Raw genomic sequence first — 25,877 nt, forward strand, 5'->3', positions numbered from 1 at the left:
TCTCAGTATTTCCTCTTTAAAATCAGGCTCGTAATGTGCGTGTGATTTCTTGGGTTTCTTTAATTCCATTTTCCGCATTTTTTATGCAAAAAAGTGTGCCGTTTTTTTGAACCACCTCAATTAGTAGCAATGAGGTATTTCATTTCGTAGTATTATTGTCGATGCGTTCACGGAGATAGCACAAAACCAATTCGTAAAAGCTTTTACTTTGACCTTGATAGGACGTAAAACTTCATGTTTGCAAGTTTTTTATGATTAACAAGATTCGTCACATTAGGTATAGAATTAAACAATGGAGTTCATCCAAAAGTAAAAAACAAAATTGCTTGAATTCTGACTTGCTTGAACTTGGTAAAGAAAAAGAATAAAAAAATCTCAGAATTATGGCAGTATGAGTGCCATTGTTGTCTGTGAGAAGCCGTTTTGAAATAGATTTGAAAGTACTAGGGTTACACAGAGAACAACAGAGAAAGTGCTATTGGGACTGTCTATTAAATTTGGGGCAGATTTGACTGACTATACTTCAACAAAGCATTATCCTTAAATCTATACAAATAAGGAGCTTTGTTTGCAGCACCTGTAAATTTTTTCTCTAAACGCTCCAATACATTAAATTCCAAAATCTTCTTTTGAAAGTTGGTTCTAATATAAGTCCTTTCAAAAATTGTTTCATATATTTCTTGTACATCGGCTATGGTAAACTTTTCGGGTAACAAGTTGAATACATTTAACTTTTCGTCAATATCATTTCGTAAAGCTTTCAGTGCATTTTCCAAAATTTCATTATTATCCATCACCATTGGTGGAATTTCATGGATATTGTACCATTCTATCGACTCATCAATAAGGCTTTTTTGAGGAACTACTTTGTTTATATCTACTAAAGCATAATAGCCGATAGAAATAAATCGTTTGGTAAACCATTCATAGTCAGGATGTACATCAGTATTTAATTTTGTATTCTCTATTAACTCAGCATTTAGCTCTTTCAGAAGTTTTATAAACTCTTTACTATTTCTATTTGCCTTTCCAAATACTTGAAATTGCTCTAAATAGATTCCCTTGATACTTGTTCTTTCACGGAGAATACGCTCGGCAGCTTGGTCAATATCTTCATCTTGGAGAACAAAACCACTGGGCAATACCCAAAAATCTCCTTTGTACGAAAGTTTAGGAATTAATACTTTTAATTGTCTGTCTTGATAACCAAAAATTACACAATCAATAGATACTTGATTGATATAATTTTGTTGACTTAAATTAATCCATCTTGTAGATTCTAATTCTTTCAAAGCTATTTCTTTTCCCATTTTGTCTTTTAATAATTAGATTGAGATTTCACCGATTTTATTCATCGTGAACGTAAAACCATGTCTTATTTTATAATGTTTGCTGTACTGAAATATGATAAAATATTTTTGTTTAAATATACTCTTGAGTATTTACAAAGTTAAATGGTGTTATCAGAAGTTTAGTCAGAAATATTCCTGTTTTAAGATTATTCTCAACTTGATAAATTTAGAAGTCAGACGCCATATTAATAAGTATGCTTATAGCAAAAAATCTTCATAAATATTAAGAGTTACAAAAGTAACACTATTATTTATTGTATTTAAAATTATACAATAAAATGTTTTTGTTTTATTCTGTATTTTAATAGTCTAATTATTCTTTTGAAAATTATTGTATAAAAAATATACAATATGGTTTTTATTTATAACTTTGTCTTGAAATAATTAAATCAAAGGGTAAATAAGGATGAAATTGTCAAGAATCTTAAAGCTAATTGGATGTATTCTTCTTCCATTCGGAGTATTCTCTCAGGCTAAATTAAATATGCTTGTTTTTAGCAAAACCGTAGAGTTTAGACATGAGTCTATTCCTGCTGGTAAAAAAGCTTTGGAGTTAATGGCGAAAGAAAAAGGCTTCAATGTAACCTTTACAGAAGATGCTGAAACTTTTAAAGAAAAAAATCTTAAAAAATATAACGTAGTACTTTTTCTTAATACCACAGGTGATATTTTGGATAATGTACAACAAGATGTTTTTGAACGATACATTCAAGCTGGAGGCGGATATGTGGGTGTGCATGCAGCCACTGATTGCGAATATGGTTGGGCTTGGTATGGAAAATTAGTTGGAGCTTACTTTTTAGATCATCCAAGCCCAAATAATATACAGAAAGGGAAAATGATAGTAAACCTTAAAAACTACTGGGCAACTCAAGGAATACCTGACGAATTTGAGAAAACAGATGAGTTTTATAATTTCAGAGATATTTCTCCCAAAATCAATGTAGTATTATCTATTGATGAAAAAAGTTACAAAGGCGGTAAAAATGGCGAAAATCACCCGATGAGCTGGTACCAAGAATTTGATGGAGGTCGTTCTTTTTATACTGCAATGGGGCATACTGATGAAACATTTACTGACCCTTTATTTTTGAATCATCTATGGGCTGGTATTTTGTATAGTGCTGGTGAAGAAAACCCAAAACCAATTGATTTTAGTCTTGCCAGACCAGAAGAAAATCGTTTTACTAAAGTAGTTTTAAAAGAAAAATTAGATGAACCTACTGAAATCACTGTCTTGGATAATGAACGTATTCTTTTTATCCAAAGAAAAGGAGAAGTACGTTTATACAATAACAAAACAAAGGAACTCAAGACGATTGGGAATATTCCTGTCTGTTTAGCTTGCAAAGGTGGAGTAGCTGAAGATGGCTTATTGGGTTTAAGCAAAGACCCTAATTTTGTACAAAATCATTGGGTGTATTTATATTATTCTTTGCCAGATGAACCCAAAAACATATTGGCTCGCTATGAACTTAGAGAAGATAAATTAATTACTGAGTCTAAAAAGGTATTATTAGAAATACCAGTCCAACGTGAAGAGTGTATTCACACAGGTGGCTCTATCGCTTGGGACAAAGACGGAAATCTTTATTTATCAACGGGTGATAATACCAATCCCCAAGGAATTGATGGGTACAATCCGATTGATGAGAGAGCAGGACGTGGTCCTTGGGATGCTCAAAAATCGGCATCTAATACCAATGACTTACGAGGAAAAATTATTAGAATCAAGCCACAAGCTGATGGTAGCTATACCATTCCAGAAGGAAATTTATTTCCAGTAGGTACGCCGCAAACTCGTCCAGAGATTTTTTCAATGGGTCATCGCAACCCCTATCGTATTTCTGTTGACGCTAAAACTGGATACGTATATTGGGGAGAGGTAGGGCCAGATGCTACTCAAGCAGACCCCAAACGAGGGCCAGAAGGTTATGATGAAGTAGGGCAAGCCCGCAAAGCAGGTAACTTTGGGTGGCCTTATTTTGTAGGTGATAACAAAGCTTATACCTATTACGATTTTGCTACAAAAACTTCAGGTCAAAAATGGGATGTAAACGCTCCTACCAATAATTCGCCAAATAATACTGGACTAAAAGTATTACCTCCAGCCGAAAAGGCATTTATTTGGTATCCTTATGGTGAGTCGAAAGAATTTCCATTATTGGGAAGTGGTGGACGTAATGCTATGGCTGGCCCAGTTTTTTATACTGAAAATTTTAAAAATTCACCCCGTGCCTTTTCTAAATATTATGACGGAAAGTTGTTTATCTATGAATGGATGCGTGGAACGATTATGGTTGTCACGATGGACAAGGATGGAAATTATGTTTCAATGGAACGTTTTATACCAAGTCAAAAATTTAGTAATCCGATGGACATGGAGTTTGCTCCCAATGGCGATTTGTATATGTTGGAGTATGGTGCAGGTTGGTTTTCGCAAAATGACGATGCCCGACTCATAAGAATTGAATACAATGCTGGTAATCGTAAGCCACAAATTGAATTATCGGCTGATAAATCGGGAGGTTCGTTACCTTTAACTGTAAAGTTATCTGCTAAAAATACCAAAGATGCAGATGGCGATATGCTAAAATATACTTGGAAAATAACAACAAAAAAAGGATTCATTCAAACCTTTAAAAGCCAAGATATTACTGTTAATCTACTTAAAAAAGGCGTTTATACAGCTACGCTTACAGCCGACGATGGTAAAGGTGGCATTAGCTCAAAATCAATAGAAATTACCGCAGGAAACGAAGCACCTCAAGTGAGTTTAGAAATGCCTGAAAGTAATAAGTCATTCTATGTTGTCAACAAAGCATTTAATTATGAGGTAAAGGTAAAAGATAAGGAAGATGGTATTTTAGGTAAAGGAATTATACCCGAAAGAGTCGCTGTAAATATTGACTATTTAGCAGAAGGGTTCGATAAAGTAACTGTTGCTCAGGGACATCGTAGTGCAGATGCTAATGTGTTGGTAGCCAAAGGAAAAAGTTTGCTTGAAGCGAATGATTGCATGGCTTGCCATAGTAAAGAAAAAAAATCAGTTGGTCCTACTTATCGCTCTATCGCCCAAAAATATAAAGGAGATAATACTGCTTTGGATAAATTATCAAAAAAAGTAATCAGTGGTGGAAGTGGTGTTTGGGGAGAAGTAATGATGTCGGGACACCCACAATTATCATCTACTGATGCCAGCGAAATGGTAAAGTATATCCTTAGTTTAGCAGACGAAAAAGTAAAAGAAGTACTACCAACCAAGGGAAATTATGTAGCCAAAATACCAGAGGGAGACAAAGGGAAAGGCATTTATATCGTAAGAGCTGCCTATCAAGATAAAGGTGTTCCAGGTTTACCAGCCTTGAAAGATGAAAAAACGTTAGTGTTGAGAAATTCAAAAATAGATTTAGCAGGCTTTGATACTTATAATGACGTTAGAAAAGTAGCTTCTGGCGGAAATAATTTACTGATACCATCGCAAAATGGTGCTTTTTTAGGGCTTAAAGAAATTGATTTAGCCCAAATAAATGAAGTTTCAGTTACGGCAATGGCACCGAAACAAGGAGTAATTATGAAAGGTGGAACTGTAGAAATCAGACTGGATAGTCCACAAGGCATATTACTTGGCAAGTCAGAAATAATGGAAGCTGGTAGTGGACGAAAACAATTGATAATTCCATTAAATCTGCCAAATAACCATGATAACAAGTCTCATAATGTGTATTTGGTATTTGTCAACCCAAGTCCAGAACAACGTTCGTTGATGTTGATTTTTGGGATTGAATTTAAGTTGAAAGAATAAGCAAGATAAAATTTAAACGTAAAACAAATAATCAAATGAAAAAAGTAAGTTTAATACTGTTTATATTCCTTTTCGGAATTGTCGTGAAAGGTTTCTCTCAAAGCACAAAACCAACAGATTTTTGGGCAGGAAAATGGGAATTTACAGTGTTAGGAACACCTCAAGGAGATGCTAAATTTCTAACAAATCTTATTCGTAAAGATGGAGCTTTAACAGGAGATTTAACTTCTCCAGCTATGCCTGCTTCTGAAAAAATTGCTATCACTAAAATTGAAGAATCAGCAGAGAAAATTGTAATCTATTTTTCAGCACAAGGATATGATGTAAATCTTGAGTTCAATAAAGTAGATGATAATACTCTGAAAGGTAGCATGATGAGTATGTTTGATGCTAAAGGTCTAAGAATTAAAGAGTAAGAGTATTTATTTAAACATACCCATGTTTAAAACTGTATAAGTGATGCAGATAAAGGCGATTGCGATAAAATCGCCTTTTCTTTAAGATTTTAATTCAATTTGACGAATAATTCTCGTCTAAAAAAAGCCAAAGTTATGCAAGTATCCAATAAAACCATTATCGTTACAGGGGCAGGAAATGGTATAGGACGTGAATTGACATTACTTTTACTCCGAAAAAACGCCAATGTGGTAGGCGTTGATATTAACATCAATGCACTCAATGAAACTCAAAAAATAGCTAATGTAGGCGACGAACGTTTTAAGGGTTTTGCATTGGATATTACAGATAGAGCTAAAGTTGAAGCTATGCCTGATGAAGTTTTAAATCATTTCAAAACGGTGGACGGTATCATTAATAATGCAGGAATTATCCAGAAATTTATTACCGTAAATGAAATTAGCATCGAAGACATTAATCGAGTAATGAATGTCAATTTTTATGGAACGGTATATCTTACGAAGGCTTTTCTTCCTTTATTTTTAGAACGTCCAGAAGCACATATTGTGAATATTTCGAGTATGGGAGGCTTTATTCCATTTCCGAAACAGACGATTTATGGAGCAGCAAAAGCAGCTGTAAAAATCTTTACAGAAGGGCTTTATGCCGAATTAAAAGATACGAAAGTAAACGTCACAGTAGTTCATCCAGGAGCAATAGCCACCAATATCACTGAAAACTCAGGATTAGGAAAACCAAAAGTGGACTTATCCGACCCGAAAAATGCTGCTGCTGCTGGGAAAATGGCACTTTCGCCAGCCAAAGCTGCTGAAATAATTATTCAGGCAATGGAGAAAAATAAGTTTCGAGTAACTGTTGGTAAAGATGCTACGATGTTAGATTTTCTTTATCGTCTTAGCCCAAGATTTGCGACAAATCTCATCGGTAAAATGATGAAAAAGGTAGAAATGTAAATCGTAATATGCTATGAAAAAAAATCTTTTATTATGGCTGTTCTTGTCTATACTTTCGTGGAAAGGAAATGGACAAGCTCCTTATGAAAAACTATCACTTGATAAAGGCTGGAGGTTTTTTAAAGGTGATATTCCTTTCCCAACTGTGAAAGGACATCGTGAAAGTTATAATAATGCCAAAGCAGCCAATGCTTTAGGGGCAGCTTCTGCCAATTTTAATGACAAAACTTGGCAAAGTATTACGCTACCTCATGATTGGGCTGTTGAAGGAGAATTTGATAAAAATGAAAATGTCTCACAAGGCTATCGTAAACGTGGTATTGGTTGGTATCGTCGTCAATTCAAATTAGATGCCACGGACAAAGGGAAATATATTGAAATTCAATTTGACGGTATTGCTACGCATGCTACCATTTGGTTGAATGGTATATTAATTCATCGAAATTTTTGCGGTTATACATCTATGTATTTGGATATAACTGCTTTAGCAAAGTACGGGGACGAAGTGAATACATTGGCAGTAAGAGTAGATGCTGATACGCAAGAGGGCTGGTGGTATGAAGGAGCTGGAATTTACCGCCATACTTGGCTCTTGAAACGTTCGCCCCTACACGTTGCTACTGATGGCGTGTATGCACAACCTGTCAAATATGAGAATACTTGGAAATTACCAGTAGAAATTACCCTTGAAAATAGCGGTGCAAGTACTACTAATGCCAATATTGAAGTAAGTGTTTTGGATACTCAAGGGAAAAGATTAGCCAGTCAAAGTACTCAAAATGAAGTAGGAATATTGAAAAAAGGAGTGGTCAATCTAAATCTTTCAGTAGATAACCCAACTTTATGGACACTCGAAAATCCGTATCTCTACCAAGTAAAAACCATTGTAAAACAAGCCAATGTTATTGTTGACTCTGTTGTAACTAATTGTGGTTTTAGAACCATTCGTTTTGATGCCGATTCAGGTTTTTTCTTAAATGAAAAAAATATTAAAATTCAAGGGGTTTGTAATCATCAAGACCATGCAGGCGTAGGAGTTGCTGTACCCGAATCTATTATTGAGTTTAGGTTACGAAAACTAAAAGAAATGGGAGTAAATGCCTATCGTTGTTCACATCATCCACCTTCAGTTGAGTTTTTGGATTTGTGTGATAAAATGGGAATCATGGTAATGGATGAAAATAGAAATTTCAATATTTCGTCTGAATACATGAATCAGTTACGTTGGATGGTACGTCGTGACCGAAATCATCCAAGTATTATTCTTTGGTCGGTATTTAATGAAGAACCCATGCAAGGCTCTGAACAAGGCTACGAAATGGTACGTAGAATGAATGCAGAAGTAAAAAGTTTAGATAATACTCGTCCTGTTACCGCAGCCATGAATGGAGGTTTGTTTGCTTCCAAGAATGTATCACAAGCCGTTGATGTTGTGGGATTTAATTACCAAATGCAGTCGTATGACCGTTTTCATAAAGAAAATCCCACCATGAAGCTAACAAGTTCAGAAGATGTTTCTGCTTTTCAAGTGAGAGGAGAATACAAAACCGACAAAGCTAAAAACATCATGGATGCTTATGATTCAGAAAGAGCTATTTGGGGAGCTACGCATCGCAACGCTTGGAAAGCCATTGCCGAACGACCATTTTTAGCAGGAGCTTTTGTTTGGACAGGTTTTGATTATAGAGGAGAACCGACTCCTTTTACTTGGCCTTCGGCAAGTTCGTTTTTTGGAGCGATGGATTTATGCGGATTTCCTAAAACAGCTTTTTACATTCATCAGGCTCAATGGATAAAAGACAAACCCATTATCAATATTGCACCTCATTGGAATTGGGTTGATAGCCTTGGAAAATCCATTAAAGTAATGGTGATGAGTAATGCAGATAGTTTGAAATTACTCTTGAATGGAAAAATGATTGCTGGACAAAAGGTTGATAAATACGACATGAATACTTTTTCTGTGCCTTTCCAAAAAGGAAAATTAGAAGCAGTCGGTTATAAAAATGGGAAAGAAGTAAGTAGAACAAAAGTAGAAACAAGTGATGAACCTTTTGCCGTGCAGCTTATACCAGACCGCTTATTTTTAAATGCTGATGGACAAGATGCCATGCCGATTACAGTAAAGGTCATTGATAAAAAGGGGAGAGAAGTTCCTACGGCTCAAAACCTTATTCAATTTAAGATAAAAGGAAGTGGAAAAATTATTGGTGTTGGTAATGGAAATCCCAATTCGCACGAATTAGAAAAAGTAAACCAGCGAAGCCTTTTTAATGGATTAGCCCAAGTAATTATACAAGCTGATGAGGATACCAACACAATTGAATTAGTAGCAAGTACAGAAGGCTTAAAACCATTTAGTTTGAGAATCCCATTGAGAAAAGCGACTATTATGCCTTATGTAAAAGTAATAAATCCAGTTATTGAATTAAATGAGTGGCATATCAGTGCATTTTCAGATAATAAACCTAATCCAACACAGGAAATAGCTGAGAATGATATGAATTCTTGGCTACCGACTAAATCTTCTCAATTACAGGCATTTACCGAAGGAAAATATGCACTATTACGAACGAGTTTTAGTTTAAACGATAATCTAAAAAATAGAAAATTGGTTTTTAAAAATCTTATTGGGAAAGCTGAATTTTGGCTGGATAATCAATTAATTTTCAAAAAAGATACTCATGAAAGTACAACGATAAGCATACCATTTAACGGACAGAATAAAAATTATAAGTTGGTGGTATTGATAGAAACAGAAAAAAATCAACGAGCAGGTTTAGGCGGACTTGTTACCATTGAGTAGTAGTCATTCTTCTTCATTACATTTAATTTGAGTACCAAAAAAGCCAATGATTACTGGCATAATCACTGGCTTTCAATACGCTGTTTTGGTCTGGCCACCAAAATAAGAGTATAATGCTTGTTTTATTTTTTAACCCAAAAACAAAACATACAAAAGTATGAAAAAATCTTTACAACCTTTGAAATCAATGGTATTTCAAGGAATAGTGCTTATTGGCACTACTTTAATGCCCGCTTTGGCTTTGGCAAAAAACGAATTGAATGTTTCTATCTCCTCAGTAAGTATTGTGAAGGAGACGATAACAGGTACTATTAAAGATGAAAAAAATGAACCCTTAATTGGTGCTTCAATCCTTGTAAAGGGAACTCGTTTGGGAACAATTACAGACAACAATGGCAAATTTACGCTTGATGTACCTGATGCAAATAGCGTTTTAATGGTAACAATGATTGGCTATAGCTCACAAGATATTGTCGTGGGAAATCAAAAAACCATTAATATCGTTTTAAAAGAAGACATTGCTTCATTAGACCAAGTAATCGTTACAGGTGTATTCGATAAACGTACCAGAATGGAATCATCGGTGGCAATTTCAGTCTTGAATTCAAAACAAATTGAATTACAAGCACCTACAAGTGCTGCTGAAATTTTAAAAAATATTCCCGGAATTTTTGTAAACTCTGCGGCTGGGGAAATCAAAAACGAAGTTTCGTCTCGTGGTTTTGGTGGCGTAAATGGATATTATTATGTTTCAATGCAAGAAGATGGACTTCCTGTTACGGGAGCTCAATACACCAATTATGCACCAGATTTTTTTCTTAGATCAGACCTTACTTTGGGTAAAGTAGAGGCTGTGCGTGGTGGAACTGCCTCTATTTTAGGGAATAACGCTCCAGGAGGGATTTTTAACTATGTTTCTAAAACGGGTACTTCTGAATTAAAGGCTGAAGTGAGAGCAAAATATGGACTTGAAGGGAATAAAGCCGCCAATCCATATTACAGAATGGATGCCAATATTGGCGGACCAATTGGTATATCAAATAGTCTTTACTTTAATATGGGAGGTTTTTATAGACAAAATGATGGTCCAAGATATTCGGGTTATCCGCTTAATAATGGTGGTCAATTCAAGGCAAATTTGATAAAACATCTGGGCAATGGTTCTTTAAAATTATATGTGAAATACCTTGATGATAAAAACTCATTTAACGATTTTTTGCCAACCGTTGATTTTAATAATCCAAGATTGGCTCCTGGTGTAACTGAAAATACTTCATTTTTATTACCTCCAATTAAGGCAACGTATTTTTTAAATGATTCAAAAACGCAGCAAACATTTAATTCTGCTGATAAAATTCATAATAAAGAATTTTCTATTGGGCTGAACGCTGATTTTGATTTGGGAAAAGGCTGGAATATTGATAACAAAATTAGAGTTTCTGATAAAAGTTCATACTGGAATAGTACACAAGTACCTTTTCCATTTGCTGTGGATGGTGTTACTTTTTATGGACTTAATGGTTGGGTTCCTAAATTTGGTCTTTACACTTTTTCAGATGCAGCTACGGGACAAACATTATTGACAGTTAATCAAGGATTTGGAGCTACTGGCTTAAAATTCACACCTACAGGTACATTGCCTGGAGCAGAAATACAAGCAAATTCTCTGATTTTTAATCCATTAGTTGTAAGTGATAATAAAGTAAAGGAATTAGTTGAACAATTAACAGTTACGAAGAAAATTGACAAAATGAGTTTCTCTGGTGGTTTGTATTATGTAGCTTCGGACATCAGCAGAACAACGACAGGAGCAGGTACAGCTTTCACTCAAATGCTCTCAAATTATCCCAAAGCTACTGTAATTACATTTACTGATCCTGCAACTGGACAAATTCAAAAATTGACTAATGCTGATGGAATTGTTGGTGGAAGCAACAAAAGTAACCCTGCCAGTTTGTTTGATGTAACTTTCAATCAAGCTGCTGTATTTTTAGGACATAATTGGGAAATATCACCGAAATTAAATTTTGATTGGGGTATTCGTTATGAAAGTATTCGAGTGAAAGGAACAAACCAAATAGGTACTTCATATAACTTACCAAACGGTGGAACAGATGGCGACCCATTAACGCTTTATGATAATACTGCTGGCAAGATTACGTCAAAATACGATTACGATAAAACGGTAAATACAACTTCATTTTCAACAGGGTTGAACTATAAAGTAAACGACGATTTTGCTTTGTATGGTCGTTATTCTTTAGGAAAAAAAGCTCCAGATGTCAGTATTTATCTTTCTATCAATACAGCTTCAAATTCAAATTTCTTAAACCCAATTGCTCAATCTACTCAGATGTATGAAATTGGTGCTAAGCTTAGAAGAGATAAACTAAGTTTATTCATCACACCTTTTTATAGTATTTTGGGTAATGTGCCTCAGCAAGCGTATGGACAAGAAACGGCAGATGCCTCATCTGCTTATTCAACAACAGTACTTTATAACAAAGCCGAAACAGTTGGTGTGGAATTAGAAGGAAATTATACAATTACCAAAAATGTCGGAATTAGAGGAAATGTTACTTTCCAAAAATCAACTGCTGTTGACTACAACGTTTGGGCATTAAATGGCAATGGAAAAGCTGATGATAAAATAGTGAGTTATTCAGGAAATGAAAACGAAAATGTACCACAAGCTTTAGCAAGAATATCACCTTACTGGAACTCAACTACGTTTTTTGCATCAGTGGATATGACCTATATGGGTAAAAGACAAGCCAATATTGCCAACGCATTTTACCTACCAGCCTTTACACAAACCAACATCAACTTGGGCTATAATGTAAATCAGCATTTATCGGTTCAAGCTAATATCAACAACGTTTTTAATAATTATGGCGTAATGGGTTGGGCTGGTACTGGCGGTTTTCCTGCTGCTTTGAATACTCAAGGTGTTACAAAAGCTTCAATCGAAGCCAATCCTAATGCAATATTTAACACTACGTCCTTACCGCCAAGGGCTTACTTTTTGACTTTGAGTTATAAATTTTAATGTTTAGGGAGAGTAATTACTCTCCCTAATTATCTTTATCATGAATAATTCTCGTAGAAAATCATGAAAAAAAATATCGGAGTAACAGCTTTGGGAACAACAGTTGGTTCTATCAAAAATCAAATTTATGCAACCGAAACCGAGCAAAGTAATAAGCTCAAAGGTCGCATTAATCATTCGGTCTGTCACTGGGTTTTTAACCCCATGTCTTTGGATGAACTCTGTATCGCTTCCAAAGAAATGGGTATTCAGTCTGTCGAAATCCTTGCTGTAGATACTTTTCCTACGCTACAAAAACATAATCTTGTTTGCGGCATGGTATCGGGTATTGGGCAAGGTTGGGGCATCGAAAAAGCTTGGAATAAAATTGAAAACCATGAAGGATTAACAAAATTCTATCATTACCTCATTGATGAAACAGCCAAGGCTGGTTTCAAAAATATCATTTGTTTTTCAGGAAATAGAGATGCAAGTATCAATGACCAGCAAGGTTTGGAAAACTGTGCAATCGGACTGAAAAAATTGATGCCTTATGCGGAGAAAAATGGTATAAATATTATGATTGAATTACTCAACAGTAAAGTTGATCACCCCAATTATATGTGCGACCATACCGAATGGGCAGTTGAACTTTGTAAGAAAGTCGATTCACCCAATTTCAAAATTGTGTATGACATCTACCATGCTCAAATCATGGATGGAGATATAATTGCCACCATTAAAAAGTATCATCCATATTTTGGACATTACCATACTGGCGGAGTACCAGGCAGGCATGAAATAGATGCTTCACAAGAATTGAATTATCCTGCTATTATGGAAGCCATCGTAGAAACAGGCTATCAAGGCTTCGTAGCACAAGAGTTTATTCCTAAAAGAGAGGATAAAATCGCCTCATTAAAGCAAGGTGTTATGCTTTGTGACGTTTAAACTCAATATGATAGGATACTAAATAAGGATATTTCCAAAATCATAAATCTCAAAATCATGAAAATTAAACAGTTTTTCTTGGGCATAAGTATCCTATCTGGATTTGCCATATCTTCTTTTGCTCAAAATACACAAAGCTCACAGGCAAAATCCATCAACTTAAAACAAATGAAGTTGATTGGGCAAGTGGACGAACGCTATCAGTCTTTTAATGTAGAAATGTGTGAAGTAATTGGAGGCGATTTCTGGATTCCTTATAATTTGATAGACTCTGTCAGAAAAACTTCTAAAAAAACGGGTTTTGCCGCTTTGAAATGGAAAATTGAGCCAATCAATTTATATGAGAAAAAGCTCAGAAACTTAGCATCTGCTTTAGGACCAACTTATGTAAGAGTAAGTGGAACTTGGGCAAATGCGATTTATTTTCAAGACAACGACGAAGCACCTTTGGCAAATCCGCCAGCAGGTTTTAAAAATATCCTTACTCGCAGCCAGTGGAAAGGAGTTGTAGATTTCTGTAAGGCAATTGATGGCAAATTGGTGAGTTCGTTTCCCATAAGTGAAGGCGTAAGAGATAAAGATGGCAATTGGTCGCCGAAATATGTAAAATCTATCATGGATTACACAAAGTCAATCGGTGGCGAAATCGTAGCGGCAGAAATGTTCAACGAACCTTCACACGCCAATCATGGCGATGCCCCAAAAGGCTATAATGGAGAAACCTACGCAAAAGATTTTTCTGTATTTGAAGAATTCTCTAAAAAAGAGTTTCCCAACATGAAAATTTTAGGGCCAGGCTCTACGGGTGAAGGCGGTATTTTGCCTTCTGGTTTAGATATTCCTATTGATAAAATATTGGGAGCTTCGCCAAAACCTACGTTTGAGGTATTTACTTATCATTACTATGGCACAGTGTCGCAACGCTGCATGGGCGGGCAAAAGCCTGCTATGGCATTGACGAACGAATGGTTGAGTAAAACAGAAAAAGGGCTTGAGTTTTATCAAAATGTAAGAGATAAATATATGTCAAACACGCCTATTTGGTTGACCGAAACAGCCGAAACGGCTTGTGGGGGTAATCCGATGGCGGCTACTTATATTGATACTTTTCGCTATTTAGAACAATTGGGACGACTTGCCAAAAAAGGTGTACAAGTAGTGATGCACAATACTTTAGCTCGAAGTGAATACGCTTTACTCGACCACGATACGCATACACCAAGACCCAACTATTGGGCGGCATTATTATGGAATAAATTGATGGGGACTCAGGTATTTGAAGCAGGAACATCAACAGATGGTGTAGATATTTTTGTTCATAATTTAAAAGGAAAATCAAACGGAAGAGCCGTTTTAGTAGTAAATACAAATGATAAAAATGCTTCCATTGAAGTACCTTCTGGCGGAAAAATATATTTGCTCACTGCTGAAGAACTCCTTACTAAAAAAGTAAAACTCAATGGAAAGGAATTATTACTTACAAAAGATGACACTATTCCAACTATTAAAGGAGAAACAGTAAAAAAGGGGAATGTACAACTACCAGCTCATAGTATTGCTTTTCTGGCTTTTTCAAAGATTTAATAGCTTATTTAAGGAAATTTTAAATTTCACAGATAGCAAATGAATATTGAATGTACTTATTCATTTGCTATCAAAAGTTGATCTTGTTGTTTTAATCTATAAAATTTTATACAAAATAGCGTTATTAGCTAATAAACATTTTCCCAATTCTACAGCTTTAGTATTAATGCTCTGCTATACTTTCTTCCTGCTTTCACACACATTTCCTATATTTTCTCCTGATTTTATTAATATTTAGGGTGTTTCTTTCACAATTTTACGTTCACTGAACATTTGGAGTGGAGATATGATGATATGTGCTACTTAATTTTTTATCGATTTACTTACTTTACAACCACAAAAAAGTACTCAGATAAAAACAATCATATTTAACAATCTCATGAAAAAAATCAATCATCTTATTCCTCCTTTTAATTGTAAAAATGACTGCTCTAAATTCTCTCAGAACTTTTTTGTAAAGACTGATTATTAGATTCTTGGACTGCTCCTGATTTCTTATTTGGAGCAGTTTTCTCTAAAATTATTTCCAAAAGAGGAAGGTCGAAGTAAAGGAAAGAGATTTAACATAATGTAAATTAAAACGAATCATCAATTAACATATTTATAACAAAAAATTATGGATTATTGCAAAATAACAAAACCTATTTGTAGCACATTATTATTTTGTGCTTTATCTACTCATCTGTCTTTTGGTCAGAATAAAACTCAATCGCTAAAATCGGCTTATCAAGAAGATTTTCTGATAGGCACAGCCTTAGGAACTGAACATATTCTGGAAAGAAATGAAAAAGCAAATGTGTTGATTAAGCGAGAATTTAATGCAATTACTCCTGAGAACATCATGAAATCTCAACTGATTCATCCTACACCCGATCGTTATAATTTTGATTTAGCGGATAAATATGTTGAGTATGGTCAGAAAAATGAGATGTATGTAGTGGGGCATACTTTGGTTTGGCATTCACAATTACCAGCTTTTGTCGCTAAAATTAAAAATGCTGACTCAGTACGTATATTTATGACCGAACATATTAATACAGTTGCAGGAAGGTATGCGGGCAAGATTAATAGTTGGGATGTTGTGAATGAGGCTTTGAATGAGGACGGAACATTACGCAAATCTGTTTTTTTGAATAAACTGGGCGAAGGCTATATCAAAGAAGCTTTTGAATTGGCTGCCAAAGCTGACCCAAATGCGTCTCTGTACTACAACGATTATAATATTGAGCAACCAGCCAAACGAAAAGGAGCGATTGAACTTATCAAAAAATTGCAAGCAAGTGGTACGAAAATAGACGGAGTTGGTATTCAAGGACATTGGAGTATCAAAACGCTTAATCTGAAGGACATAGAAGACTCAATTATTGAATTTTCAAAATTGGGCATCAAGGTGGCTTTCACCGAACTAGACCTTACTGTATTACCTAACCCTTGGGATTTACGAGGGGCTGATGTTAATCAACGATTTGCAGAAAGCCCTGAGATGAATCCTTATAAAGATGCTTTACCCGATTCTGTTCAGACAGCTCTTGCCAATCGTTATACCGATATTTTCAAGCTTTTCTTGAAACACAGAGACAAAATTAGTAGAGTAACTTTTTGGGGAGTTGACGATAGTCACTCATGGTTAAATGGTTTCCCAATCCGCAATCGTACCAATTATCCTTTGTTGTTCGATAGAGCTTTAGAGCCTAAAAAAGCATATCAGGCTGTATTGAATCTAAAAACTGCAAAATAATTTAAGAACGATGAACACAAATAAAGAGGTACAAAAACTATCAGTTTTGGAGAAAATTGGCTACAGTCTTGGAGATTTAGCCGCCAATCTGATATTTCAAACATTGATGACTTTTTTGGCATATTTTTATACTGATGTCTATAAAATACCCGCAGGGAAAGCCAGTTTAGTCATTTTTACAGGGGGAATCATTGGTGCATTTTTTAATGTAGCAATGGGTTTAATTGCCGATAGGACCAATACTCGTTGGGGAAAATTTCGCCCTTGGATACTTTGGACTTCCATTCCTTTTGGCGTAATAGCTCTTTTAGCATTTTCTACGCCCAATTTTAGTGAAGATGGTAAAGTGATTTACGCATTAATTACCTATTTATCACTAGTACTTGTTTATTCTGCGAATAATTTACCTTACTCTGCTTTAAGCGGCGTAATGACAGGCGATATGGCCGACCGCAACAGTTTATCTTCGTATAGATTTGTAGCTGTGATGGTCGCTCAATTTATCATTCAATCTTTATTATTACCTCTTGCTATTTCACTTGGACACGGCGACAAGGCTGTTGGTTTTGAAAAAGTAATGTTTTTCTTTGCTACAGTTGGCGTCGCCTGTTTTTTAATTACATTTCTTACTACCAGAGAAAGAGTAATTCCTGCCAAACAAGAGAAAAGTAGCGTAACACAAGACCTTTCCGACTTGGTGAAAAATCGTCCTTGGGTAATTATGCTTGCCTTAACAGTGCTGATTTTCATTACTTTATCGCTAAAAGGCGGAATGTATATTTACTATTTCAAATATTATTTGAATCCTGTAGCACAGGCTACTTTCTTGCAAGAAATAGGTTTTAATCATTTTATCGAAGGCTTAAATCAATTTATTACTGGTTTAGGATTAGGAAAATTTGAATGGCCAGAAGATGCTCCAACCTCAGCCAATAGTTTATTTAATGCTGGTGGAATTATCATGATGATTGTGGGAATTATGTTCTCAAAACCTTTGGCTGATAAATTTGGAAAGCGTAACGTTTTTGGCATATTCCTTACACTTTCAGCTTTATGCTTAATTCTATTTAATTTTTATTCAAGAGATTCCATCGGAAGTGTGTTTGTTACGCAATTACTTCATGGCTTTACTTATGGTGTAACGATTCCATTACTTTGGGCAATGATTGCCGATGTGGCAGATTATAGCGAATGGAAAAATAACCGTAGAGCTACGGCAATTATATTTTCGGCAATGATTTTTGGTTTAAAAGCAGGTTTAAGTATTGGCGGTGCTATCGGAGCTACCTTGTTGTCGAGGTCGGGATATATTGCTGAAAAAACTGAACAAACAGCTGAAGCAGTATCCGGTATTATAATGTCAGTAAGTATTTATCCGGGAATCATTTTCATTTTAGGAGCCATTTTGGTCATTTGGTATGAAATTGACAAAGCCATGGAATTGAAACTTGAAAAAGAACTAAAAGAGAGAAGAAACGCATAAAATTGTAGAAAAATGCCAGAAGTAAGCATAGAACATATTGATTTTGAGGAATTGAATCGTAAAGCAATTTCTCAACCCCTTGTAAAACATATTTATACTGCCGACCCATCGGCGCATGTTTTTAATGGTAAAATTTATATTTATCCTTCACACGATATTGAAGCTGGAATTCCTTTTGATGATTTAGGAAGCCATTTTGCGATGGAAGATTATCATGTAATTTCGATGGATTCTATCTCAAGCGAAGCTGTTGATAATGGTGTTGCTCTTCAGGTAAAAGATGTTCCGTGGGCAGAACGACAAATGTGGGCTCCTGATGCAGCTCATAAAGATGGGAAATATTACCTGTATTTTCCAGCCAAAAAAGCAGATGATATTTTTCAGATTGGCGTAGCGGTGGCTGATTCTCCCGTAGGGCCATTTGTGGCAGAACCATTGCCTATTGAAGGAAGTTATTCAATTGACCCTGCCGTTTTTGAAGACAAAGATGGTTCTTTTTATATGTATTTTGGTGGACTTTGGGGCGGACAACTTCAAAGCTATCGTAACAATCAATACTCCGCCGAAAATCAAGAGCCTAAAGCTGATGAAGTTGCCCTTAATCCATTGGTAGCCAAACTTAGCGATGATATGCTTGGCTTTGCGGAAGCTCCAAAAGAAGTATTGATTTTGGATGAAAATGGTAATCCATTATTGGCTGGCGATACAGAAAGACGTTTTTTTGAGGCATCTTGGATGCACTTTTATCAAGGAAAGTATTATTTCTCGTACTCTACGGGTGATACACATTTGCTTTGTTATGCTACGGGCGATAATCCTTATGGTCCATTTACCTATCAAGGTCGAATTTTGAATCCTGTGGTTGGTTGGACGACGCATCATTCTATTTGTGAAGTAGATGGAAAATGGTATTTATTTTATCATGATTCAAGTCTTTCAGAAGGAGTAACACATCTACGCAGTGTAAAAGTTACAGAAATTACTTATGATGTTGAAGGAAAAATTCAGACAATTGAGCCTTACATTCATTAAGTTGAGTATAAATGATAAAGAGATTTTTGTTTCCAATACTATTATTTATAAATGAATCTATAGGCTTTTTATCCGAAAGAGAAACCCAATTTTATTTAAATATATAAGTTAAAATTTACCTACATGAAAAATACTATTTTTAAATACTTACCTTTTTTAAGTATTATATTTTCCCTCATTTCAACTGAGATTTATGCCCAAAGTAATGCTTCATTTTACGATGAAGTAAAAACTTTTGTCAATCCAGTTTTACCCGGTGACCATCCTGACCCAACAATGATAAAAGTCGGAGACGATTTTTATCATTGTGGCTCAAGTTTTCATTTTACTCCTTACATGCCGATTTATCATTCTAAAGACCTTGTTCATTGGAAAGTAATCAGCCGTGTATTACCGCCACAAAAAGCTACTTGGGTAACCGACCGACCTTCGGCTGGTACTTGGCAAGGAGCAATTACTTATTTTTATGGTTCTTATTGGATTTATTTTTCAGCAAATGGACAATGGTTTTCAAAAGCAGATTCTCCATTAGGCCCTTGGACTGAACCCGTTCAAGTAAAATCTAATCCTAAAACTGGACCTTTGGGTTATGATAATTCAATCTTTGTGGATGATGACGGAAAGCCTTATATGGTCATTAAAAATGGACAAAAAACAAATCGTTTGCAAGAATTAGGAAAAGATGGACAACTTACGTCTTCTGTAATTGACCTTGATTGGATAAACGCTAAACTACAATACAGTTGGGCAGAAGGTCCAGTAATGTGTAAGCGAAATGGTTATTATTATTACTTCCCAGCTGGGGATGTTTCAGGAGGACAATACGTACTTAGAGCTACTGCTCTTACCAGTGATTCTACCAAATGGGAACGCCTTGGCGAATTTTTCAAACCTATAACAGATGCTAAAACTGGCTTCCGTCGTCCTAATCATATTTCTGCACCAATTCAGTTGGCAGATGGTACTTGGTGGACAATTGGACAGAGTTATGAAAAATACGACGGAGACGATTGGTCGGGCTTGGGTCGCCAAACGTCCTTATATCCAGTTATTTGGGAAGGCGACAGACCTTGGGGAATGGCACCAACAACATTACCAATTGTTAAACCAGCTCTTCCTACATCCGAAACTTTGTGGAGAAGTGTAGATTCTGATGAATTTGACCAAACTTCTTTGGCACTAAGCTGGCATTTTCTCAGTAAAAAAGATGCCAATACGAATAGATATTCTTTGGAAACAAGAAAAGGCTGGTTACGCCTAAGTCCAGATAGTGCTAGAACAAGTATCGTACAAAAAGAAACCGACCACTATTATTCTGCTGTGACAAAAGTTGATATAAATGCTTCATTGTCAAATCAAAAGGCTGGAATTTATATGAGTAATGGCGCCCAAACTGTATTTGCACGTCTTTATAGTGGCTTTGATAATGGTCAAAAAATTATCTTTCAATTCGATAAAACTTCTTATTCAATTCCAAACACCTTTGGAAATATAGTTTGGTTAAAAGTAACCAGAAATCAACATGATTTAACAGCTTTCGCAAGTGCCAACGGTAAGAATTGGGTTAAAATCGGAGAAAGCATTAGCCTTGTTAATCTTGACAAAACGCAACCTAATTACAATTCTTGGGTTGGTACAAGTATCGGTTTATTTGCCGAAGGAAAATCTGCCGATTTTGACTTTTTTGTTTGTAAAGATGGTTTTTCAGAGATTCCAGTTATTGGGTATAGTAATTATTATGGTGTAGAAAAAGTAAAAATTGGCAAAGAAGAAGCCATTACTAATAATTCAAATTTAGGAGGTTGGTTGATGATTTCTGGAGTTGAATTAGGTAATAAAAGTAAATCTGCCTCGGAAATTCAAGTTCAAATGACTGCAAAAAGTACTGGGAAAATAGAGATTTGGCTTGATGATTTAAGAACAGGGAAACAAATTGCTACTATTCCCTTTACTGAAACGAATGATTCTTGGAAAACACTTACACAAAAAGTAAAAGGTATTTCAGGACATCATGATGTTTTTATCAAATTTCCGAAAGAGCAAAGCAAATTATTAAATATCAAAAGTATCCAGTTTAAATAAAATGGAAATGAAAAGAGTATATTTTTTAATAATAATCGGTCTATTTGTTTCGAGTTTCAATGCTTTTTCACAAGACAAAAACTTTTATATTTTCCTTAGTTTTGGGCAATCCAATATGGAAGGGAATGCCAAATTTGAAGCTCAGGATACTGTAAATGTCGATAGCCGTTTTCAAGTGCTAGAAGCAGTAGATTGTCCCAATTTAGGTAGAAGTAAAGGCAATTGGTACACTGCTGTACCGCCTTTATGTCGTTGTCGTACAGGACTTACGCCTGTTGACTATTTTGGAAGAGCCATGCTTGCTAACCTTCCTGAAAATGCCAGAATAGGCGTTATCAATGTTTCGATTGGAGGCTGTAAAATAGAACTTTTTGATAAGGATAACTATGAATCGTATGTAGAGAAGTCTCCAAATTGGTTGAAAAATATGGTGAAAGAGTACGATGGAAATCCTTATGGTAGATTGGTAGAAATGGCAAAAATAGCACAAAAAGATGGCGTGATTAAAGGCATTTTGTTGCACCAAGGAGAATCTAATACCAACGATTCGCTATGGACAAAAAAGGTGAAGTTAGTGTACGATAATTTAATGAAAGACCTTCATCTGAAGCCTAAAAAAGTACCTTTGTTAGCAGGAGAAACCGTAAATGCTGACCAAGGAGGTATTTGTGCTAGTATGAATAAAATCATTGCGACCTTACCAGAAACCATTAAAAATGCATATGTTATTTCATCAAGTGGTTGTACAGATGCAGCAGACAACCTCCATTTTGATGCAGCGGGTTATCGTGAATTAGGCAAACGTTATGCTGAAAAGATGCTTTCACTGATGGGATTTTAATCGGTGAAGCCTATTATCAAACAATGTTTGATAATGTGTTTTTGATATATAACCAACAAAATCCATCCAGTATCTGGTTGGATTTTTTTATTTAGTTAGTTGAAAATCTATTGCTATTGTAAGCCTTGATATAGCCTTTTTTAATGTTCAAGGTTTCACTATGTTAAATTTCTTTTGAGGTTTCTACTTGCTATCCTTTCTATTGATAAACCAATAATATCGACTTTATAGACCCCAAATACAATTAAATGAGTTCCGTTTTCAGGTACCTTACTTCTGATAATTCAAAAAAAGACTCCTAATTGTCCAACTTTTTAAGTCGAATTCTTCGCTTTGATTGCTTAGAAAATAAGACTAAAAAACACAGTCTGAACAACGATTTCTTTAATTACTGAATAGCCCAAATTAATTCTAAATGAAGTAAATGTTATGATGTATTACGTATATGGTTTTTCCCCTTTTTTGAACGAATCACGGGTAATTTTAGCAAAAGTGTTCTATAGAGGCTGTTTTATTTAACAATAATGGTGTTAAATAGACACTTTCCAAGATTACTGAACATTTGTAATAGATATTTAGTGATTAGTGCTACTCTATTTTTTAGTCATCAACTTACTTTGCAAAAGTAATTTCATATTATTTATTAAATGAATCATATTTATTTACCTATGAAACAATTCAACCTAACTATTTCAATCACTCGAAAAAAACTGTACTTAGTTGTATGGTGCGTGTCGCTTTTGATTGGATTTTCGGGCTTTTCGTTAAAAGCTCAAACAGTGAAAGGGACTGTTAAGTCTGCTTCTGGAGAAGGAATTCCCGGAGCAACCGTTAGTGTCAAGGGGACTAACCGTGGAGTTAGTGCGAGTAAAGATGGCGTATTTTCAATTGCTTGTTCTTCAAAATCAATTTTGATTTTTAGCTCAGTTGGCTATAAAACACAAGAGATTTTGGTTGGTAACAAAACAAGTATTGATGTCGTGTTGGAGGAATTCCAATCTGCTTTAGATGAAGTGGTAGTGGTAGGTTACGGGAAGCAAAAGAAAGAAGGTGTTGTTGCTTCTGTTACCCAAACTACTGGCAAAGAACTTGAACGAGCAGGAGGGGTTTCAAGTATTGGTGCAGCGTTGACGGGGAATGTGCCGGGCTTAATTACCAATGCGAGTACTGGTCTTCCAGGGGCAGAAGATCCACAGATTCTTATTCGTGGTCGTAGTTCTTGGAACAACTCAGAACCACTCATTTTAGTGGATGGTGTAGAGCGTCCAATGACTAGTGTGGATATTAGTTCTGTAGAAACAGTTACTGTTTTGAAAGATGCTTCGGCAACAGCGGTTTTCGGTTCGAGAGGTGCAAATGGTGTAATTTTGATTACAACCAAACGTGGTAAAACGGGTAAAGCTTCTATCAGAGCTACCATAAATACTATCGTAAAAGCGCCCTCTAAATTACCCCAAAAGTATGATTCTTATGATGCGTTAAGAATTAGAAATGAGGCAATCGAATACGAACTTGTGACAAGACCTGAAGGATGGAGAGATTACTTGCCTCAGGATATTCTTAACAAATATCGTAATCCAGCTGATTTAGCAGAAGCAGAACGTTATCCAAATGTTGACTGGGAAAAAGCATTATTTAATGATTATGCTATTTCTAACAATGCCAATTTGAACATTAGCGGTGGAACTAATCTAGTGAAATACTTCACCAGTGCAGATTTCTTACAAGAAGCCGATTTGTTTAAAGTCTATGACAACAAAAGGGGATATCAGCAAGGCTTTGGTTTCAACCGTTTGAATGTTCGTAGTAATTTGGACTTTCAATTAACGCCAAGTACGCTCTTCAAAACTAACCTTTCGGGTTCTTATGGAGTACGAAAAAGTCCATGGGGATTCTCTGGAAGTCAATATGGCCCTTGGATTGATGCCTACAATGCAGCACCTGATTTGTTTTTGCCGAAATACACAGATGGCTCATGGGGTTTTTATGCTCCTAACCAAGCAAGAGCTGAAAACTCGGCATTGAGCCTTGCTATTGGCGGTTTGCAGTATCAAACTACTGCCCGCATAACGACAGATTTTACTTTAGATCAAGATTTGGATATGCTTGTGAAAGGTTTGAGAGCATCAGGGACAGTTTCTTTGGATAATACTTTTGTAGAATCAGACCGTGGAGTAAACGACCTTTACAACGGTACTCAACGTAAGTGGGTAAATCCTGAAACAGGAGTTGAAACCTTCCAACAAGCTGTTGATGGTATTACAGGTTTTGATTTTCAAGAAGGTATCAAATGGTCGCCATCAGCGGGAAGTATTGGTGCAAGTCAACGACGCTTGTTTTATCAATTACAGCTTAATTACAACAAAACCATTGCAGGTTTGCACAATATAACCTTAATGGGTTTAACGAACAGAAACGTGTTTGCGAATGGTAGTACCATTCCTTCTTACAGAGAAGACTGGGTATTTAGAACTACTTATACATTCAATAATAAGTACACTGTTGAGTACAACGGAGCTTATAATGGTTCAGAACAATTTGCAAAAGACTACCGTTTTGCCTTTTTCTCTTCTGGAGGAGCTAACTGGGTTATATCGAATGAAAAATTCATGAATTCGGTGAAATTTGTCAACTCGATGAAACTTCGTATGTCTTACGGACAAACAGGTTTTGATAATCTAGGAGTAAGATGGCCATACTTAGAACAATGGGCTTATGGCGGAAGGTCAAGATTAGGCGTTACGGGTGAAGGTGCGGAACAAAGCCCTTATACTTGGTATTCGCAAGCTACAGTAGGTAACCCAACTGTACAATGGGAAGAATCAGAGAAATTCAATTTGGGTTTAGATTTTGAACTTTTCAGAGGTTTTGTAAAAGGTAAAGCTGACTTTTTTCAAGATAACAGAAGTAAAATTTTGTTGACAGGAAGACAAGATGTACCAAGTTATTTTGGGGCATCACCGCCAGTAGCCAATTTAGGTGCTGTTAAAGCAAGTGGTTATGAATTTGAACTTCATTTGAATAAAAATGTAGGGAAGTTTCGTTTGTGGGCAGACCTTAACATGACCCATACTCAAAACAAAATTTTAGAACGTGCCACGCCAGAATTGCTTCCAGATTATCAGAAGCCAGAAGGAATGCAAATTGACCAAACTTATTCTTATGTAAGTAAAGGGCTGTATAATAGTTGGGATCAGTTATATGGAAGTGCGATGCACAACGTAAATGATAATCAAAAGCTATTAGGCAATTATTATTTGGTTGATTACAATGGAGACGGAGTGATTGATACGCAAGATAGAATTCCTTACGGACATACAGGTTGGCCGCAGAATACCTACAATGCTACTTTAGGTTTAGACTGGAAGGGATTATCAGCTTTTGTACAGTTTTATGCTGTCAATAATGCTACTCGTCAAGTAGTTTTCACAAGTTTAAGTTCACAGAGCCATACGGTTTATCAAGAAGGAGCATACTGGTCGCCATCAAATCCTAGTGGAACACCTATTCCACGTTGGTTATCAACTCCTTTTGGAGACTATAGAGGTAATCAGTATATGTACGATGGCTCTTATGTTAGATTAAAAAATGCTGAAATAGCATACACATTAACTCCAGAACTTAGTAGAAAATTAGGACTTAGTAGTCTGAGAATCTATCTGAATGGTAACAACCTTATTGCTTGGAGCAAAATGCCAGACGATAGAGAGTCGAATTTTGCTGGTACTGGTTGGGCTTCACAAGGAGCTTATCCTACAGTAAAGAGATATAACTTGGGTTTAAACATTACTTTCTAATTAACAAA

Annotated in this window: 14 protein-coding genes; 13 read left to right on the forward strand and 1 reads right to left on the reverse strand. The window is 35.7% G+C overall.

Features of this window, described 5'->3' with window-relative positions:
• Positions 1–491: 491 nt before the first annotated feature.
• Positions 492–1,310, reverse strand: a complete 819-nt coding sequence (locus VB776_RS16945) for an NUDIX hydrolase (RefSeq protein WP_323698058.1) — start codon at positions 1,308–1,310, stop codon at positions 492–494.
• A 448-nt stretch (positions 1,311–1,758) separates the two neighbouring features.
• Between VB776_RS16945 and VB776_RS16950 the strand changes: the two genes are divergently transcribed.
• The 13 genes from VB776_RS16950 to VB776_RS17010 all read left to right on the forward strand — a co-directional run bounded on the left by VB776_RS16950 (position 1,759) and on the right by VB776_RS17010 (position 25,869).
• On the forward strand, positions 1,759–5,157 hold the full coding sequence (locus VB776_RS16950) for a ThuA domain-containing protein (RefSeq protein ID WP_323698059.1): 3,399 nt from the start codon (positions 1,759–1,761) through the stop codon (positions 5,155–5,157).
• 35 nt (positions 5,158–5,192) lie between these two features.
• Positions 5,193–5,573, forward strand: a complete 381-nt coding sequence (locus VB776_RS16955; RefSeq protein WP_323698060.1) for a hypothetical protein — start codon at positions 5,193–5,195, stop codon at positions 5,571–5,573.
• 135 nt (positions 5,574–5,708) lie between these two features.
• Positions 5,709–6,527: an SDR family NAD(P)-dependent oxidoreductase gene (locus VB776_RS16960; RefSeq protein WP_323698062.1), complete on the forward strand. Its 819-nt coding sequence runs from the start codon at positions 5,709–5,711 to the stop codon at positions 6,525–6,527.
• A 13-nt stretch (positions 6,528–6,540) separates the two neighbouring features.
• Positions 6,541–9,333, forward strand: coding sequence for a beta-galactosidase GalA (galA, locus tag VB776_RS16965; protein WP_323698063.1), 2,793 nt, complete (start codon positions 6,541–6,543; stop codon positions 9,331–9,333).
• 157 nt (positions 9,334–9,490) lie between these two features.
• A complete protein-coding gene (locus tag VB776_RS16970; protein WP_323698064.1) occupies positions 9,491–12,382 on the forward strand; it encodes a TonB-dependent receptor domain-containing protein in 2,892 nt (963 codons plus the stop codon).
• Between the two features lie 63 nt (positions 12,383–12,445).
• Entirely contained in the window at positions 12,446–13,312 is an 867-nt protein-coding gene (locus VB776_RS16975) for a hydroxypyruvate isomerase family protein (RefSeq protein WP_323698065.1), read from the forward strand.
• A gap of 57 nt (positions 13,313–13,369) precedes the next feature.
• Positions 13,370–14,896, forward strand: a complete 1,527-nt coding sequence (locus VB776_RS16980; RefSeq protein WP_323698066.1) for a hypothetical protein — start codon at positions 13,370–13,372, stop codon at positions 14,894–14,896.
• Between the two features lie 616 nt (positions 14,897–15,512).
• Positions 15,513–16,634, forward strand: coding sequence for an endo-1,4-beta-xylanase (locus VB776_RS16985; protein ID WP_323698067.1), 1,122 nt, complete (start codon positions 15,513–15,515; stop codon positions 16,632–16,634).
• A 10-nt stretch (positions 16,635–16,644) separates the two neighbouring features.
• Positions 16,645–18,117 carry an MFS transporter gene (locus VB776_RS16990; protein WP_323698068.1) on the forward strand — a complete coding sequence of 491 codons (1,473 nt, stop codon included), beginning with the start codon at positions 16,645–16,647 and terminating at the stop codon, positions 18,115–18,117.
• Between the two features lie 12 nt (positions 18,118–18,129).
• Positions 18,130–19,149, forward strand: coding sequence for a glycoside hydrolase family 43 protein (locus tag VB776_RS16995; protein WP_323698069.1), 1,020 nt, complete (start codon positions 18,130–18,132; stop codon positions 19,147–19,149).
• A gap of 123 nt (positions 19,150–19,272) precedes the next feature.
• Complete coding sequence (locus VB776_RS17000; RefSeq protein WP_323698070.1) at positions 19,273–21,231, forward strand: family 43 glycosylhydrolase; 1,959 nt, start codon at positions 19,273–19,275, stop codon at positions 21,229–21,231.
• A 7-nt stretch (positions 21,232–21,238) separates the two neighbouring features.
• The gene (locus VB776_RS17005; protein WP_407653843.1) at positions 21,239–22,072 is read left to right on the forward strand and encodes a sialate O-acetylesterase; all 834 of its coding nucleotides are present in this window, start codon (positions 21,239–21,241) and stop codon (positions 22,070–22,072) included.
• 668 nt (positions 22,073–22,740) lie between these two features.
• Positions 22,741–25,869 carry a SusC/RagA family TonB-linked outer membrane protein gene (locus VB776_RS17010; protein WP_323698072.1) on the forward strand — a complete coding sequence of 1,043 codons (3,129 nt, stop codon included), beginning with the start codon at positions 22,741–22,743 and terminating at the stop codon, positions 25,867–25,869.
• Positions 25,870–25,877: the final 8 nt, after the last annotated feature.

The organism is Arcicella gelida, from assembly GCF_034931025.1.
Taxonomy (GTDB): Bacteria; Bacteroidota; Bacteroidia; order Cytophagales; family Spirosomataceae; genus Arcicella; species Arcicella gelida.

What these genes read in the sequence shown, in the direction of transcription:
- VB776_RS16995 (WP_323698069.1), top strand. Translation starts at nt 18,130, where the DNA reads ATGCCAGAAGTAAGCATAGAACATATTGATTTTGAGGAATTGAATCGT.
- VB776_RS16985 (WP_323698067.1), top strand. Translation starts at nt 15,513, where the DNA reads ATGGATTATTGCAAAATAACAAAACCTATTTGTAGCACATTATTATTT.
- VB776_RS16960 (WP_323698062.1), top strand. Translation starts at nt 5,709, where the DNA reads ATGCAAGTATCCAATAAAACCATTATCGTTACAGGGGCAGGAAATGGT.
- galA (WP_323698063.1), top strand. Translation starts at nt 6,541, where the DNA reads ATGAAAAAAAATCTTTTATTATGGCTGTTCTTGTCTATACTTTCGTGG.
- VB776_RS17005 (WP_407653843.1), top strand. Translation starts at nt 21,239, where the DNA reads ATGAAAAGAGTATATTTTTTAATAATAATCGGTCTATTTGTTTCGAGT.
- VB776_RS16945 (WP_323698058.1), bottom strand. Translation starts at nt 1,310, where the DNA reads ATGGGAAAAGAAATAGCTTTGAAAGAATTAGAATCTACAAGATGGATT.
- VB776_RS17010 (WP_323698072.1), top strand. Translation starts at nt 22,741, where the DNA reads ATGAAACAATTCAACCTAACTATTTCAATCACTCGAAAAAAACTGTAC.
- VB776_RS16980 (WP_323698066.1), top strand. Translation starts at nt 13,370, where the DNA reads ATGAAAATTAAACAGTTTTTCTTGGGCATAAGTATCCTATCTGGATTT.
- VB776_RS16955 (WP_323698060.1), top strand. Translation starts at nt 5,193, where the DNA reads ATGAAAAAAGTAAGTTTAATACTGTTTATATTCCTTTTCGGAATTGTC.
- VB776_RS16950 (WP_323698059.1), top strand. Translation starts at nt 1,759, where the DNA reads ATGAAATTGTCAAGAATCTTAAAGCTAATTGGATGTATTCTTCTTCCA.
- VB776_RS17000 (WP_323698070.1), top strand. Translation starts at nt 19,273, where the DNA reads ATGAAAAATACTATTTTTAAATACTTACCTTTTTTAAGTATTATATTT.
- VB776_RS16975 (WP_323698065.1), top strand. Translation starts at nt 12,446, where the DNA reads ATGAAAAAAAATATCGGAGTAACAGCTTTGGGAACAACAGTTGGTTCT.
- VB776_RS16970 (WP_323698064.1), top strand. Translation starts at nt 9,491, where the DNA reads ATGAAAAAATCTTTACAACCTTTGAAATCAATGGTATTTCAAGGAATA.
- VB776_RS16990 (WP_323698068.1), top strand. Translation starts at nt 16,645, where the DNA reads ATGAACACAAATAAAGAGGTACAAAAACTATCAGTTTTGGAGAAAATT.